12 protein-coding genes and 1 pseudogene are annotated in these 15,942 nt (G+C 61.5%); 6 read left to right on the plus strand and 7 right to left on the minus strand.

Features of this window, described 5'->3' with window-relative positions; all coding sequences use genetic code 11:
- Positions 1–27: 27 nt before the first annotated feature.
- From NTZ26_09940 to NTZ26_09950, 3 genes and pseudogenes are all read right to left on the minus strand, one after another.
- A complete protein-coding gene (locus NTZ26_09940; protein ID MCX6560816.1) occupies positions 28–585 on the minus strand; it encodes an RNA polymerase sigma factor in 558 nt (185 codons plus the stop codon).
- Positions 586–901: 316 nt separating this feature from the next.
- Positions 902–3,076: a DUF5916 domain-containing protein gene (locus NTZ26_09945; GenBank protein MCX6560817.1), complete on the minus strand. Its 2,175-nt coding sequence runs from the start codon at positions 3,074–3,076 to the stop codon at positions 902–904.
- A gap of 198 nt (positions 3,077–3,274) precedes the next feature.
- Positions 3,275–4,212, minus strand: a pseudogene (locus NTZ26_09950) (YvcK family protein).
- Between the two features lie 94 nt (positions 4,213–4,306).
- On the opposite strand from NTZ26_09950, the gene purM reads away from it, so the two are divergent.
- Complete coding sequence (gene purM / locus NTZ26_09955; protein ID MCX6560818.1) at positions 4,307–5,299, plus strand: phosphoribosylformylglycinamidine cyclo-ligase; 993 nt, start codon at positions 4,307–4,309, stop codon at positions 5,297–5,299.
- Between the two features lie 28 nt (positions 5,300–5,327).
- Positions 5,328–6,623, plus strand: coding sequence for a M23 family metallopeptidase (locus NTZ26_09960; protein ID MCX6560819.1), 1,296 nt, complete (start codon positions 5,328–5,330; stop codon positions 6,621–6,623).
- 34 nt (positions 6,624–6,657) lie between these two features.
- On the opposite strand, the gene NTZ26_09965 is transcribed toward NTZ26_09960, so the two are convergent.
- Both NTZ26_09965 and NTZ26_09970 read right to left on the minus strand, forming a co-directional pair.
- Entirely contained in the window at positions 6,658–7,809 is a 1,152-nt protein-coding gene (locus NTZ26_09965) for a hypothetical protein (protein MCX6560820.1), read from the minus strand.
- Positions 7,810–7,985: 176 nt separating this feature from the next.
- Positions 7,986–8,708 carry an energy transducer TonB gene (locus tag NTZ26_09970; GenBank protein ID MCX6560821.1) on the minus strand — a complete coding sequence of 241 codons (723 nt, stop codon included), beginning with the start codon at positions 8,706–8,708 and terminating at the stop codon, positions 7,986–7,988.
- A 185-nt stretch (positions 8,709–8,893) separates the two neighbouring features.
- On the opposite strand from NTZ26_09970, the gene NTZ26_09975 reads away from it, so the two are divergent.
- Both NTZ26_09975 and NTZ26_09980 read left to right on the plus strand, forming a co-directional pair.
- Positions 8,894–9,394, plus strand: coding sequence for an RDD family protein (locus tag NTZ26_09975; GenBank protein ID MCX6560822.1), 501 nt, complete (start codon positions 8,894–8,896; stop codon positions 9,392–9,394).
- 120 nt (positions 9,395–9,514) lie between these two features.
- Positions 9,515–10,657 carry an ATP-binding protein gene (locus NTZ26_09980; protein ID MCX6560823.1) on the plus strand — a complete coding sequence of 381 codons (1,143 nt, stop codon included), beginning with the start codon at positions 9,515–9,517 and terminating at the stop codon, positions 10,655–10,657.
- On the opposite strand, the gene NTZ26_09985 is transcribed toward NTZ26_09980, so the two are convergent.
- Positions 10,654–11,898 carry an MFS transporter gene (locus NTZ26_09985; GenBank protein ID MCX6560824.1) on the minus strand — a complete coding sequence of 415 codons (1,245 nt, stop codon included), beginning with the start codon at positions 11,896–11,898 and terminating at the stop codon, positions 10,654–10,656. The two genes, NTZ26_09980 and NTZ26_09985, sit on opposite strands and share 4 nt — an antisense overlap.
- Before the next feature lie 172 nt (positions 11,899–12,070).
- On the opposite strand from NTZ26_09985, the gene NTZ26_09990 reads away from it, so the two are divergent.
- A complete protein-coding gene (locus NTZ26_09990; protein MCX6560825.1) occupies positions 12,071–13,705 on the plus strand; it encodes an alpha/beta hydrolase-fold protein in 1,635 nt (544 codons plus the stop codon).
- A 22-nt stretch (positions 13,706–13,727) separates the two neighbouring features.
- Here NTZ26_09990 and NTZ26_09995 read toward each other — a convergent pair whose 3' ends face one another.
- A complete protein-coding gene (locus NTZ26_09995; protein ID MCX6560826.1) occupies positions 13,728–14,729 on the minus strand; it encodes a hypothetical protein in 1,002 nt (333 codons plus the stop codon).
- 398 nt (positions 14,730–15,127) lie between these two features.
- Between NTZ26_09995 and NTZ26_10000 the strand changes: the two genes are divergently transcribed.
- Positions 15,128–15,942: PAS domain-containing protein (locus NTZ26_10000; protein MCX6560827.1), on the plus strand; the 815-nt coding region annotated here is incomplete at its 3' end.

Genomic DNA, 15,942 nt, shown 5'->3' on the forward strand with positions numbered 1-15,942 from the left:
GCGTCGGGGAAGAGGTCCCGGATCTCGTTACATTACATGGCGGCACGCCTCCGGCGTCAACCGGGCGTAGATGGCGCCGAGCTCGGCGACGGCCCGGTGGACGAGTCCCTTGACCGTCCCGACCGGGCAGTCGAGCAGCTCCGCGATCTCGCGGTATTTCAGATTCTGGTCTCGGCTGAGCATCAGGATTTCCTTTTTCTTCGGCGACAGCTCGTCCAGGGCTCGGGCCACGAGGGCCGCCTCGGCGCCCCGTTCGGCCCGTTCGGCCGGGCCTTGGCCGGGATGCGTGGGCTCGACGAGCTGATCGTCCAAGGGGAGCGCGTCTTTCTTCTTGCGCAAGTGGTCGATGTGGGCGTTGCGGGCGATCTTGTACATCCAGACGGCGAAGCGGTCCTCGCCGTGGTAGGTCGTGCGGTACTTGAGGATGCGGATGAAGACGTCCTGGACGAGGTCTTCGCTGGCGGCCCGGTTCCCGGTCAGGCGGAGGAAAAAGTTAAAGAGGGCGATGTGGTGGCGCTCGAAGAGGACGGCCAATTGCTCGACCCGGCCGTCCCGGACCGCCTGCATCACCAGGTCGTCGGTCATCTTTTCGCCCCGCGTATCTGTGGCCGGGCTTTTAGATCATTCGTATGGAGTTCGTTATTGTCATCCCGAGCCATCCCCCGGAGGGGGATGACGTGGGGATCTCGACCAGGTCGCCACGCGGTCCGGGCCCGCTCTCGACGACAAGCGAATTCAATCGATATATCGCCGAAACGAGGCGTCCCCGTCGAGCCTTGGTTTCTCATGTTCATAATTAAAGACTCGAAAGAGTCAAAATGGTTACAAATCGGCGATCGGCGACAAGGCCGCTCAGAAGATCATAGCCCGATTGGGACGAAAAGTCCCTTCCGCAGCCTGTTTAAGGCCGGACGTTCAATTGAATCTTGAAAACGCCCTTTTCGCCCAGAGGGAGGAAGCGGCTTTCGGGGTCCCAGCGCCGCTCCCAGTTTTTGCTGTAAACGAAATAGACTTCATTGCCGGGAGAGATCTGCCAGCGCAGGCGCATGTTCCAGCCGAGCTTGCGGGAGACGTCGTCATACTGGACATAGTTCATCAGCCCGAAGTCCGGCGAAAGAAAGAGGTCGGCTTTAAGCTGGTAGACGTGCTCGTCGAAGTTCCCCTGAGGCAGCCGGCCGCGGACAAAGTCGGCGTCCAGGGAGAGGGTGGCGTAGCCGTGGAATTTGTAGGTGAAGGCCAATTGGACGTCCTGGTAGTTCCCGGAATAGAACGGCCCGAAATGCCATTCCATCTCCACCATCCAGGGCCGGTGCATGGCCGAGCTGAACTGAACGGCGAAGTTTGTGAAATCATAGGCCCGCTTGGGCAGGACGACCCCGTCGGCTACCTCGAAGTCGCAGGGGAGCACGTCGCGGACGGGGATGACGTTGAACTCGATGTGCTCGCCGCTCTCCGTCCGGAGGTTGAGGGGGGCGGTGAAGACGCGGCGCGTCTCGAGCCGGCCCTGCAGGTCCCAATAGAACGTAAATTGCAGCTCGAAGAAGAACTGCCTGACGGCCTGCTTGAGAAATCCGCCCTCGGGCCGCGGCTGGTAGCTGAACCCGAGGTTGTAGTTCTGGACTCCCGGCCGCGGCAGAAAGCCGAGCCCTGGGGCGAGCGCGTCGCCGTAGTAGCCGTAGCTCGTGTTGACGTCCCAGAGGTCGTTGGGGTAATTGACCTCGAACCCGTAGCCCTGATGCTTTCCGGCCACGATCCCGTTCCAGTTATAGACGTACCAGCCGATGACCGACAGGTTTTGGTCGCCCTGGAAGCGGGATGTTTGGTAGGTCCAATCAAACCCGGCCAGGGTGTTCTTCTTGCCGTCCGGGCTGCCGTCGGTGAAGAGAAGCCCGACTTTGCTTTCGGCGAAGATGTTCTGGTAGATGCGGCCGGCCACGAAGCCGCGGCCGGGCGTGCCGCCGTAGTCGCGCGTCCGCACGCTCAACAGATTGATGTTGGTGTCGCCCACCTTGCCGAAGACCTTGGCGCCCAGGGCCAGTGGGACCCGCTCGCCCTCCAGCAGGCCGATGCGGCGGCTGAAGAAGGGGGAAAACGTCTCCGAGCTCGACGATCCGGCGAAGTTGAAGATCTCGGAGCCTTCCAGGAAGAAAGTTCTCTTTTCCGGGAAGAAGAGGGGGAAGCGGGTCAGGTTGATCCGCCGCTCGTCGACTTCGGTTTCGGCGAAGTCGGTGTTGTAGCTGAAAGCGGCCGTGAAGTTTGGGGTGATGTTCTTATAGAGATCGAATCCGCCGTCGACGTCCCAATCGGCTTTCCGGCCCAAGCCTTCGTCCTTCAGGGCGCCGATCGTCCCGTAAGGCCGAAAAGTCAGGCCCAAGCCTTGTTTGACGCCGCCGATGCCCTCGAGGACGGCCGCTTCCATGGCGTTATAGAAGTAAGCGTCCCGGCTGATGCCGGCCAGGCGGATCGTCTCCTGCCGGCGGGGGATGTAGCGTTCGACGTTGATGCCCCAGACCGCGAGCTCCGGCTTGAAGGAGATCGTGCGGAAGGGGATCTGCATCTCGCAGGTCCAGCCTTCGGCGGTGATTTCGGCCTTGGCGTCCCAGATGCCGTCCCAGTTCAGGCTGAAATGCTCGCCGAAGGCCAGGCCCTCGCGGCGCGCCCCGCGGGGATTGACGACGAACAGGTAGGCGTTGCGCTTATCCTGGAACGGGTCGAGCAGGACCTGGATGATGTCGTCGCTCGAATGCTCGTCGTCGCCGCCGCCGTCATGGGCCATGGTGTTGGCCGCGATTCGGCCGGGATCCCGGTCGAAGCAGCGGACGCCGACATAGAGGGCGTTTTCGTCGTAGACGATGCGCAGCTCGGTCCGCTCGGACGGCTCGCGGCCGGGCTCGGGGATGGCCTGCTTGAAGCCCGTGAAGGGAGCGGCCTGCTTCCAGGCGTCGTCGTCCAGTCGGCCGTCCAGGACCGGCCCCTTGGCCACCCGAACCGCTTTCTGGGCCGGGCCGTCGGCCGGAAGGAAAGCCGAGCCGCCGATAGCCAGAACAAGGCCCGCCAGGGCAAGGATTTTCCGCATAAAGTTTCGTCTCCGATCGGGCTTGGAGGGAGGCCCATTCTAGCAGAAAGGCTAGGCCTCTCAAACACCCGTTCGCGAGGCGCCTTAGATGGGGAATTTCAAGGGGGGGGGAATTCCCAGACTCATACTTTATTCCGGAAATTGTCTGAATCCTGTAGATTAGACGCAGTCCGAAATAATTAAGTATGTGTCTGCGAATTATAGCCCGAACAGGACGCGGGCCAGCTTGTCGGGGTCGTGGCGGGCCAGGTCGCGCCCGCCCAGCAGGTCGGCCGTGACCACCCGCCGGTCCTTGAGGTCGGGGGCCACGAATTCGGCCCCCTCGGCGGCGTATTTGCGGAGCAAGGCGGCGGCCGGCACTTTGTCGTTGCAGACGATGCGGGTGATCGCGCCCTTGCCCAGGTATTTTTCCAGCTCCCGGACATGGTCGGCGGCCGCGTAGCCCGAGGTCTCGCCCTTCTTGGTCATGATGTTGCAGACGCGTTGGACAGGAGGCTGGTATAAAGGTCGCCGGGGCCGATGATGATCTTATCGGCCGCCAGGATGCTTTGCTCGGCCTCTTTGTAGATGCGCACGGGCGGCACGGGGAACAGCTTCTTGATCCGGAGCTTGGGGTTGTGCTTGGGGACGGATATGTTTTTTTCGCCGACGACGACCTGGCCGTTTTCCAGGATGGCGCCCAATTGGCAGTTGGAGATCGTCACCGGCAGGACACTGCCCTGGACGCTTAGAATCTTGCCCGCTTCCCGAATGGCGTCGGCGTCGGAGCCGGTGATGTCGCGCAGCACGGTCAGGAAGAGATTGCCGAAGCTGTGGCCGTCCAGGCCCTGACCGCGATTGAAGCGGTACTCGAAGAGCGCGCGCAGCAGCCCGGTGTCGCGGCTTAATGCGGCCAGGCAGCGGCGGACGTCACCGGGCGGAAGAAAGCCGAATTCGTCGCGCAGTCGGCCGGTGCTGCCGCCCGAGTCCATCATGGACACGACGGCGGTCAGGTAGACATCGTATTTCTTGAGGCCCATCAGGACGTTGAAAGAGCCCGTGCCGCCGCCGATGACGACGATCTTGGGGCGTGATTTTGGGCGGGCGGATTCCGGCACTTTCTGACTCTTCAATTTTGGTCTCCCGGCTCTTACCATAGCAGAAAGGGGGGGGCGCCTCAAGTTGACGCTCCCTGGAGGGGGTGGTATAAAAGTGATCCATCCCCTTGCCCGAGGAGCGCCCATGTCCGCCCTGACCTATCGCCAAGCCGGCGTCAACATCGATGCGGCCGACGCCTTCATCGCCCGCATCAAGCCGATGGTCAAGTCCACGGCCCGGCCCGAAGTGCTGGGGGGAATCGGCGGCTTTAGCGGGCTTTTTCGGCCCAACCTGCGCGGGATGAAGGACCCCGTTCTCGTTTCTTCGACCGACGGCGTCGGGACTAAGTTGATGCTGGCCGACCTGCTGGGCAAGTTCGACACGGTCGGCATCGACCTGGTGGCGATGAGTGTCGACGACGTCATCGTCACGGGCGCCGAGCCGCTCTTCTTCCTGGATTACATCGCCTGCGGCCGCCTGGACAAGGCCCAATTGACCCAGGTCATGAAAGGGGTCGTCAAAGGCTGCCGGGAGGCGAACTGCGCTCTCGTCGGCGGCGAGACGGCCGAGCTGCCGGGGCTCTACGTCCCCGGGCAATGGGATCTAGCCGGCTTCTGCGTCGGGATCGTCGACCGGCCCAAGATTATCGATGGCCGCGCCTGCCGCAAGGGCGACAAAGTCATCGGGCTGGCTTCGAGCGGGCTCCACAGCAACGGATACTCGCTGGCCCGCGGCGCCTTCACGGAGAAAGAGCTCAAGGGACCGATCGGCCGCGAGCTGCTCAAGCCGACCCGGATTTATACCCGGGCCATCCTGGCCGTGCTAAAGAAGATCAAGATCAAAGCGATGGCCCATATTACCGGCGGCGCGTTCTACGACAACATCCCCCGCGTCGTGCCCGAAGGGCTGGGCGTCCGTGTCCGTGCCGGCAGTTGGCCGATTCCCAGGATCTTTAAAACGATCCAGGAGCGGGGCGGTGTCGACGACCGTGAGATGTTCCGGACCCTGAACATGGGCATTGGCATGGTCGCCGTCGTCGCGGCGCGCGACGTCGAACGCGCCCTTGGCCTCTTCGCCGCGCAGGGCCGGCCTGCTTTCATCATCGGCGAGATCGTCCCCGGACGCAGAGTCGTGACGATCGAATAGCTTCCATCAACCTTATAGGTCGAACTCCATGAGAAAAGCGCTGAAGAAAATTATCCCCATCCTGCTCGTCGTCCTGATCGGCGGCGGCCTCTGGCTCAAACTGGTCAAATTCGAATCCGGGAAGCCCTGGGTCACGGTCGAGGGGGGCGAAGCCCTGGGCCCCGAGCTGGCCTTCAAGGCCGGGGACGCCAAGAGCGGCCTAGACACGATCCGAGTCGAAGCCGTACAGGGTGCGACGACAGCAGAACTCTGGGCCGGCTCGCTTCCCGCCGTGACCCACGAATTCGAGAAAAAGATCCCCCTGCGGCCTCTTCCGCAAGGGCTGTCGGACGGCCCGATCCTCATCCGGATCACGGCCGAGGACCGGTCCTGGAACGGCGGCAACGTCTTCGTCTTCGAGAAGAAGGCGGTCGTCGACACCAAGCCGCCCCGCCTCACGGTTCTGGGGGGGCCGCATTACATCAACCAGGGCGGCACGGGTTGCGTCTCCTATTCTTCCGACGAAGTGCCCGCCTCGAGCGGCATCCGGGTGGGCGGCGTCGAATTCCGCGGCTTTCCGCTGGAAGGCAGCCGCTATATTGCGTTTTATGCTTTGGGCGCCGGTGTTCCGGCGGAAGTGTCGTTTCAGGCCGTAGCGGCCGACGCGATCGGGAACAAAGCCAGCCTGGCTTTTCGGCCGAACATCAAAAAGAAATCTTTCAAGAAAGACAAGATTTCGATCAACGACAAATTCTTGGCTGACGTCCTGCCGTATTTCAAAGAACGCGACGCGAGCCTGCAGGGGAGCGACGTCGACGTCTTTCTGACCGTCAACCGCGACCAGCGGCGCAAGGATGCCGAGAAGATCCAGGCCGTTTGCCGGGAGACCACACCCAAGGCCTTGTGGTCGGGGACTTTTCTGCGGCTTCCGGACTCCAAACCGATGGCCGGATACGGCGACGTGCGGACTTATGTCTATAACGGCAAAGAAATCGACACGCAGACGCATTTGGGAGTCGATCTGGCTTCCCTGGCCCAGAGCAAAGTTCCCGCTGCCAACGCCGGCAAGGTCGCCTTCGCCGGCGACCTCGGCATCTATGGCGGGACCGTCATTCTGGATCACGGGCTGGGGCTCTTCAGTCTCTACGCCCACATGAGCCGGATCGATGTCACGGCGGGGAAGGACGTGGTCCGGGGCGCCGTGCTCGGCCTGACCGGCTCGACCGGCATGGCCGGCGGCGACCATCTTCACTTCGCCATGCTCGTCCAGGGCGTGTTCGTCAATCCGGTCGAATGGTGGGACGCCCATTGGATCCGCGACAACGTCGAGCTGAAGATGAAATGAGGGCTGCCCCTAAAAGACCTACGAGTGGGCCTCCTCAATTCAGCCGATACTTGACGATGAAGAAGTTATCCTTGGCGTCCTTCTCCAGCGAATACAGGTCATTCCCTCGGATCTTCATGAGAGACCGGCCCGGCCCCAGATAGAAACTGTCAACATAACGGCCATCATAATCGAAGACGTCGTAGAGGTCGCCCTTGGCCGGATCACTCGTCGAGGTTTTAACCCAAATCGCTTTTCCGTCCGCGAATAAGTCTTGGACATCCCATTCGTATTCACTCGGAGGAATTCCGCTTCTGGCTGCCAGGCCTTTTTCAGGTATCGTTACTTCATGCTTGATAGAGGAGTACTTCCGGCTGAATGATCGGATGATTTGGCCTGCGTCTATGTCGAGGATCTCAATGAGATACTTGCTGGCGTGGCAGCCGACGAGGAATCGCCCGTCATCGCCCAAGGCCGTGAGATCGGCATCCCACTGGCTGCACACCGACTGCGTCATAAACCATCGACATTGAAACGTGTGGATCCGCCTCTTGGCTTTTCCGTCCCTGGAAACGAGGCTAATATGTTCGAGCAACGGAAGCAACTTGCCTGTCCGCTCTTTTTCGAGAGGCCAATCGGATTCCATTACGATATAGCCATCGGGCCTCGCTCCTAAGGGGCTGGATTGTCCGATCTCCCTGTCCAACGAATTCTGATAGACGCCTTCGGCGTTCATCCGAAAGAAGCGCCGGTTGCCCCAATCCCTGATCAACAGGAGATCGCCGTCCAAGCAATAACTGAAGTTCTTTGAGATTTCCCCCGGGCCTTGACCCTCTTTGTAGAGGTTTTTCTTGAATTTTCCGTCCGGTCCGAAGCGGAGTAATTGAGCCTCGTCCTTTAAAAAGATTCTGCCGTCCGGGGCAATCTCGAGTCCGTAAGGGTGTTTGAAATAGAATTGGCCGCCGTCGTCGGTGATTCGCCAAATTTCCTTGAGCTGAAGAACGCGGCCGGCGTTCTTGGCTGACGGCACAGATGGGTTTTCGCTCACCTTTTGATCTTGGGCGATGGAGATTGCCGCAAAAAGAGAGGCCGATGACACGATCGCAATGAGCAGCGAGCTTCGAGTTTTCATAAATGCCTTTTGCATCGTTCCCCTCCCCAAGCGCTCGGGAGTATAATTCTGCGTGTTAGCGGCGTCAAGGTTCATGGAAATGGTGGATTATCATTAAGATGGATGAACTCCGAGGCCGCATCGAAAGCGAAGTCAAAGTTTTGGAGTATAGGCCAATCTGACTCGGCCGGAATAGCGGGCGGCCCGCGAAGCCCGGGCCGGCCGAAATCGGTTTTTGGCTTCGGCTTCGCGGGCCGCAAACATCTGCAGTCTTAGTTCAGCTCGAACCGCACCGTCACGGAGAAGGTCACCCCGCGCGGGCGGCCGTTGACGATCATCGGCTCGTAGACCCAGCGGCGCACGGCGTCGACCGCGGCTTCGTCGAGGAGCGGAATGGACCGCAGGACACGCACAGCCTGGACGCGGCCGTAGGCATCGGTGGTTGCCTCCAGGATGACGACGCCCGCGACGCGGGCCTGGCGGGCGATCTCGGGATAGAGCGGCTCGACCCGGCGCACTAGGCGCGGCTGGCGGATCTCGCCGATCGCCCGCACCGGCGCCTCTTCGACCCCGATCATCCTCTGCAGGATCTCTCCCACCAGGGCCAGCGGATAGCCGGCCATGGCTTCGCCCTCGACACCTCCCTCGATCCCGCCCTCGGGCGAGCCGCCGTCGACGGCCTCGTCGGTCGTGAGATCGGGAATGTCCACCGGCGCCACGAAGCGCCCGGCGTCGTGCGGCCTGAGGGCGACAGCCTTGATGCGCTTGGTTCCGGCCGCTCCCGCTCTGCCCTTGGGCAGAGGCGGCGGCGCCACGGGCGGAGGCGGGACGAGCAGGGCCTCCCGCAGGTCGACCCGCGGCAGAACGCTGTGGGTCAGGAGCGGGACGACGATGAGGGCCAACACCAGCGCCCCGTGGACGAGCAGCGAGGCGGGCAGGGCCGGCCAGCGGACCGTGAACCTCTTGTCGTGCAGGACCATCGCGTCTTGGAACATGTTGGACTCCTTTCGGGCCTCCTCCACTAGGAATACAAACGGGGCAGGGGATTATTCCCTATTGAGGTCCGCACCGCCTTGACTCCTCCGGGCGAGGGGATGTACCTTCCAGGCAAGGGGCCGGGCCTTGTCGAAGCGATCACCCGCCGGCTCCGACCGACGCATGGCGCGGTAAGGGGGAAGGCATGAATCTATCGAAGCCGGCCGGTCTCGCTCTCAGGCTCACGGCCTGGATCTTCGACCTGATCTTGATCGGAATTGCGTCCCTCAAGCTGGGACGATATGAAGTCGGGCTCGTCCTGGGACCGACGTCCATCGACACGAACGCGCAGGCGGCCGCCGTCATTCTGCTCGTCGTCTGGATGAACTTGGTTCTTTTCCACTTGATCGAGATCGCGTCAGGGGCGTCGCCCGCCAAGTGGATTCTGGGATTGAAAGTCCGGCGCCCGGACGGCGGGAGTGTCACGGTGTGGCGCCGAATCATACGATGCCTGGGGAACATCATCCCGCTCATGTTTGCGACGGGCCTATGGGCTCTGCAAAGCTACATGCCCATCTGGGCGCGCGCTCTTCTGGGCGCTCTCCTGCTCCTTGGCCTCGCTCCGCTTTTCGGGCCGATGAAGCTTCCTTTGGCCGACCTCGTGGCCGGAACGACCCTCACCAGAGGAAAATCCCTGGCCGCCTGACCGCGCGCCGATCCAAGCGGGCCGCGCGTAGGACGCTGTCGCGGGCTTTCGTGAAGCTTAGCGGATTTCTAAATGAAAACGTATTTGACAAATAGACGTCCAAATGGTAAATATGATTGCATGTTTAAGAGACCGTACTGGCTCGGGAAAATCCTAGCGGCCTGGGAGAAGAGACCTATCGCTTGGCTGGCCGGCGTCCGTCGCGTCGGAAAGACGACCTTGGCCAAGATGATACCCGACGCTCTTTATTTAAACTGCGACTTGCCGTCCGATGTCGGGCGCCTGGACGATCCGGAATTTTTCTTCCGTTCCATTCCGGGCGGCACGCGCGTTGTCTTAGATGAAATTCATCGTTTGGCCGATCCGAGCCGAGTTCTGAAGATCGCCGCGGATTCCTTTCCAAGCCTCCGCATTCTTGCCACAGGGTCTTCCACGCTGGCGGCGACGAAGAAGTTCCGCGATTCCCTGACCGGCCGCAAGATCGAGATCCGGCTCCCTCCCGTCCTTTGGACGGAATCGGGCGCCGCCTTTGGGATTGCCGATTTGGATCGCCGTCTTCTGCACGGGGGGCTGCCCGAATTTCTCTTGGCGAAGACAAAGGACGGCTCGCTTTTCACGGAATGGATGGACGGTTTTTATGCCCGCGACATCCAGGAGCTTTTCGCCGTCCGGGAGAGGACTGGTTTTCTGAACCTTTTTCGCTTGATGCTGCGCCAGAGCGGCGGATTGGCGGACTATTCAGCGCTGGCTCGAGAGTGCGATATCAGCCGCCCGACCGTTAAATCCTTCCTCGAAGCGTTGGGCACGGCGCTCTCATTGGCCGCGGTACCGCCGTTCCATGGCGGCAGCCGCCGCGAAATCATCAAGAGGCCCAAAGTCTATGGTTTCGACACGGGCTTCGTCACTCATGCGCAAGGCCGGAGCGGACTCCGGGACGAGGATCGCGGCCTGCTCTGGGAGCATCTGGTTCTGGACGTTCTGCGGGATGTGGCCGGGCCCGAAAACGTCCACTTCTGGCGAAATAAATCCGGCGCCGAAGTGGATTTCGTCGTTCGTAAGGGGGGGGATGTTTGGGCCGTCGAATGCAAGCTCTCTCCCCAAGGTTTTTCACCGAAGGGCTTGGCGGCCTTTCGGGATCTCCATCCGGGCGGCAAGAACTTTATGGTCAGTCCCTTTCCCGCAGAGCCGCACGAACGGCAATTCGGAGGTTTGACTGTCGGGATCACCGGGCTGGACGGTTTGGCGAAACGCCTGGCGGGCTAAGGGGAATCCGGCCCCGGCGTCAACGGCGACCGGGAATCAACCGGCTTGGGCACGTCGAGGGTCTTTCGCATGGCCCAGATGCCGGTCGCGGCCAGCAAGGCCGCGCCGCCCATGACCGGCCAAAGCGCGTCGCCTCCGATCTTGGCGAACAGCCAGTTGCCGAGAAGCGGGGCGAGAAACATCGACAGCGAGAAATTCAGGCTTAACACGCCCATGTATCGCCCCGTGGCGTCGCCGGCCCGGAAGGCGACAACCGTTCCGCTCAAGGGCATGGTCAGGATCTCGCCCATGCTCCAGACGACCACGGTCAGCGCGGCGAAAAAAAATCCACGGCCGAGGGGTAAGAGGCCGAACCCGATCCCGATCAAGGCCGCGCCCAAGGCGATGATCTTCATCTCCGAGCGGCGGCGCACAGCGTGGATGAGGACCATCTCGATGACCACGATCAGGATGGTATTCACCGCCCAGAGCGGGCCGATCTGGTTCTCCCGCAGGCCATAGACGGAGTTCAGGTAGAGATTGAAGGTGGAGAACAACTGCGAGAAGACGAGGCCCAGGATGAGAAACAGCCCCATGAAGGCCATGAACGGGCCGTCGCGCCACGGGGAGACCGTCGGGCGCGGAGCCTGGCCGGGCGCGGTCGGGGCCCGGGCGGGCAGGGTCTTGATGAATACGGCGACAACGGCGGCCGAGGCCAGCGTCGTCAAGCCATCCACCCAGAACAGCAGGCGGTAATCGACGAGAATCAAAAATCCGCCGATGACCGGGCCGAAGGTGATGCCCAGGTTGGCGGCCAGACGGCGCAGGGCGAAGCCCTTGGAGCGCATCTCGCCGAAGCAGAAGCGCGACATGGCCGTATCGTTGGCGGGGAAGAGGGCCGTGGCGACGATGCCATAGAAAAGCATAAGCGCGAGGAGAGGGACATACGCCGTTACGTATCCCGTGACAATGAGCGTAAGGGCCGACAGGATCAGGCTGGCCAGCATCACCGGGCGGATGCCGATCTTGTCGACCAGCAGGCCGCCCAGGTAGCCGCCGACGATGGCCCCCAGCCCGTAAGCGCCCAGGACGGTTCCGGCCTGCGGGAGGGTCAGCCCCAGGTGCCGGGTCAGGTAGATGTTGAGAAAGACGAGGACCATGAAGCCGCAGCGATTGATGAACTCGGCCGCGGCCAGCAGCCAGGCTCCGCCGGGCAGGCCGGCATAGGCCTCGCGGTACAGGCCGATCGTCTTTTTCAGCATTTTCCGAGAGATTTTAGCATATTTCCAGGGAGGGGTCAGGTCTTAACATCGTGAGCTTTGCGATCTTCCCCGGAACTCTTCATGTACGGGATTGAAATTTTCGAATAGACCGGGGACTTTGACACCCAGGAGCCCGCTCTGATAGAGTCCAGAGGCGACCGGAGGGAAGCCCATGGCCATGAAAGTCCGCAACACATCCGTCGGATTGATTTTAGCCTTTGTTCTCGCCGCCTCTTCCGCCGCGGCTGTCTCATTCCAGCCTGTCGCGCCTCCGGCCGGGACCATCCGGTTTACGATCTCCGTTGACCCGGCGATTCGGGCCGAACCGGTCTCGGGGCGTCTGCTCCTGCTTTTTTCGCGGACCGAAAAATTCACGCCCGGCATGAACGGGACGCCCGTCTTCGGCCTGAACGTCGACGACCTTCGGCCCGGCGCGACGGTCAGCCTGGACGACCGGGCGTTCGGCTACCCGGTCCGCCGCTTGAGCCAGATCCCCGAAGGCGATTACTACGTCCAAGCCTGGCTCAATGTCTATACGACGTTCAATCGCGCCGACGGCAAGACCGTCAAACTGCACATGGACCAAGGCGAAGGCCAGAACTGGCGCCGTTCGCCCGGGAATCTGTTCAGCGATCCGGTGAAAGTCCGCCTCGGCGGAGGCGCGCCGGAGCCGCCGCCGCTTGCGCTCGGCCACGTCATCCCGCCTCTTTCCCCCTACCCCGATACCGCCCACCTCAAGCACCTCAAGATCCAAAGCCGCCTGCTGTCCGAATTCTGGGGCCGGCCGATGGCTATCGGGGCCAACATCCTGCTCCCCAAGGGATATGACGAGCATCCCGGCGTCCGGTATCCCGTCCACTACATTCAGGGCCATTTTCCCCGAGGCGGAGTCGCCCGCTTCAGCGAGGACCCGGCCGGCGCCGGCTTCAAGGGCTGGAACGCCGACAACCTCCCCCGCTTCATCCAGGTGACCTTCGAGCACGCCTGCCCTTACTATGACGATTCTTACGGCGTGAATTCGGACAACATCGGCCCCTACGGCGACGCCATCGTCACCGAGCTCATCCCGGTCATCGAAAAGACATTCCGGGCGATCGGCGAGCCGTGGGCCCGGGTTCTCTCGGGCGGCTCGACCGGAGGCTGGATTTCTTTGGCGATGCAGGTCTTCTATCCGGACTTCTTCGGCGGGACATGGTCCTTCTTTCCCGATCCGGTCGACTTCCGCAAGTACCAGGTCGTCAATCTCTACGACGATAGGAACGCCTACTTCATCGAGCACGAATGGACGAGCGTGCCGCGCGGCGGCGAGCGTGACACGAGCGGCAACCTGGTCTACACGCAGGAACAGGAGAATCTCTACGAAGAGGCGATCGGTGACCGGTTCCGTTCCGGCGGCCAGTGGGCCGTCTGGAACGCGCTCTTCGCTCCCGTCGCCGCGGACGGATATCCGAAGCCCCTTTGGGATCCGGTCACCGGAACCATCGACCATGAGGCCGTCCAATGGGCCGGCGAGCGCTATGATCTCCGCCGGTACCTTGAGAAGAACTGGCCGACGATCGGGCCGAAGCTGGCCGGCAAGATTCGTGTCTACTGCGGCCGGATGGACAATTTCTACCTCAACGAGGCCTGCTACCTCCTTCAGGAGTCACTCGAAAAGCTGATCAATCCGCCCTATGGCGGGGAATTCCGCTACGGCGACCGGGGCGGCCACGGCTGGAGTCCCTTCAAGGGAGACGAGCTTCTTCGCGAGCTGGGCGCGCGGGTGGTGAAATCCGCCGCCGCCGGGAAGCCGGACTGGGTCTACTGATCGTTTTAAAGGGAAAAGAGATTCAACGCCCGGAGGTGGTCCGCCACTCGAACAAACCGGGGCGGATTTCGGCGGCGCGTAGGGCGGCGGCGACCTCGGGCGAGACCCTGTCGAGCCAAAGACCGAGCGAATCCCGTTTGGCCTGCGGGATCTCGACCATGGACAGAACCCGGGCCGCGATTTCGGTCTTGTCGAATCGGCGGTCGGCGCCCGCGGGGATCAGTCCTGCCGCGAGCGTCGCGTTCGGGTCAAGGATGCGGACGCTGCCTGTGCCCCGTTCGGTGAAAGCGGCGGCCCATAGATCGCGGGCGTATCCGTAATGGGTGCAAACCAATCCGGCCAGGAGGGGAGGCGGGGGCTGGGGAAGCCCGGCCATCGCCTCCTCCACATAAGCCGAGATCAGCAAGCCCGTGTCGCCTCCCTGCCAATCGCTCTCGATATAGGATTGCAGCTCGGGGCAGGCCTGCGTCTTGATGCGGTTGGCCGGAATTCCTGCCGCCAAAAGCCTCTGCCGGTGGCTGTCCTCGGCAATCGTCGTCTCCGTCCCGAATAATAACAGCGTCGCCTTCGGGTCCGCGGCCAGGGCTTGCCGGAACATCTCGACGCCGGGATCGACGATGCCGTGGATGGGAATCTTCGTCTCCCGGGCGAACGGCGTTTCGGGCAAAAGGACGGAGAGGGTGTTGCAGGCGACGAGGATGAGGTCGGGGCGGATCGTCTTTGCGAGGCTGCGCAGAGCCGCGTCGAAGGCGCGGATCTTATCCTCCCTCGCGGGCAGGCTGTTGTAGCCGCTGTCGTTCGAGAACAAGGCGTTGAAAAAGACGAGGTCGACGCGGCGATAGAGGCCCGCGGCCTTCAGCCGGGCCGCCGCCTCGGCCATCACGGACAGGCCGCCCAGGCCGGAATCCGTCACCGCCACTGTGATCGTATCGGGGATGATTCTTTCTTTTTGCGCCCCGCAGGCAAAAACGAGAAGGGCCGGCAAGACGAGTCCGATCAGCCCGAATCGGGTCCGGCGTCTCAACGGATTATTCAATAATGACCTTAAGCAATAGCGTTCTCGTAATTGAAATTGGGCCTTTGATCGCCCGTCTTTCGATGGTCGGATGATAGCCTTGCGCCGGAATCATGTCAACGCGGGCGGACCTGGTCTCTGTGGCCGCTCGGCGATTCACTCGCCTTGAGCCGGAGGATGTCCGCGATTTGCCTACGGCGAAATTGCCCCCTGGGCTTGTTTATTCGCTCTAATAGGAATATCTTACTGGTAGTATTGCAAATCCACGCACTTCCCCCGGGGGGAATCCATCGTGCCGAAGAAAAAAAGCTCTCATGTCACCGGTTCCAGCGGGAGCCCACGCTGTTTGCGCGAGATTTTTCGGGGAAAATAGAGACTGGAAGAGCCCGCCCCGAAAGGAAAAGCAGATGCCCCGAAATAGAACCATTATCCAATCTCCGGAATACTTAGAGAGCATCATCGATACCGTCCGTGAACCCTTGATCGTTCTGGATCAAGATTTGAGGGTCGTCACGGTCAGCCGTTCCTTCTATGACTTCTTCAAGGTCAAGCCCGAAGAGACCGTGGGGCAGCTGATTTACGACTTGGGCAACAAGCAGTGGGATATCCCCAGGCTGCGGGAGCTTCTGGAAACCATCTTGCCCCAAAAAGCAGCTTTCGATAACTACGAAGTGGAGCACGATTTTGCCGGCGTCGGCCGGCGCGTCATGCTTTTAAACGCCCGCCAGATTCAGCGAGTGTCGGGCAAAGAGCGGATCATCCTTCTGGCCATCGAGGACATCACCGAGCGCAAGGCCATCGAGGCCGGACTGGAAAAGACCCGCGCCGAGCTGGCGGTCATTAAAACCGCCGCCGATGAAGTCAGCGAATATGCCGAGAGCATCATCAACACGGTGCGGGAGCCCTTGATCGTTTTGGATCAGGATCTTCGAGTCGTCACGGTCAGCCGTTCCTTCTATGACTTCTTCAAGGTCAAGCCGGAAGAGACCGTGGGGCAGCTCATTTACGATTTGGGCAACAAGCAATGGGACATCCCCAAGCTGCGGGAGTTGCTGGAAACCATTCTGCCTCAAAAGTCCGCTTTTGAAAACTATGAAGTGGAGCATGATTTTATCGGCGTCGGCCGTCGCATCATGCTTTTAAACGCCCGGCAGATTCAGAGAGTGTACGGCAAGGAGCGGATCATCCTTCTGGCCATCGAAGACATCACCGAGCGCAAGGA

The organism is Candidatus Aminicenantes bacterium, assembly GCA_026393855.1.
Lineage (GTDB): Bacteria > Acidobacteriota > Aminicenantia > Aminicenantales > UBA4085 > UBA4085.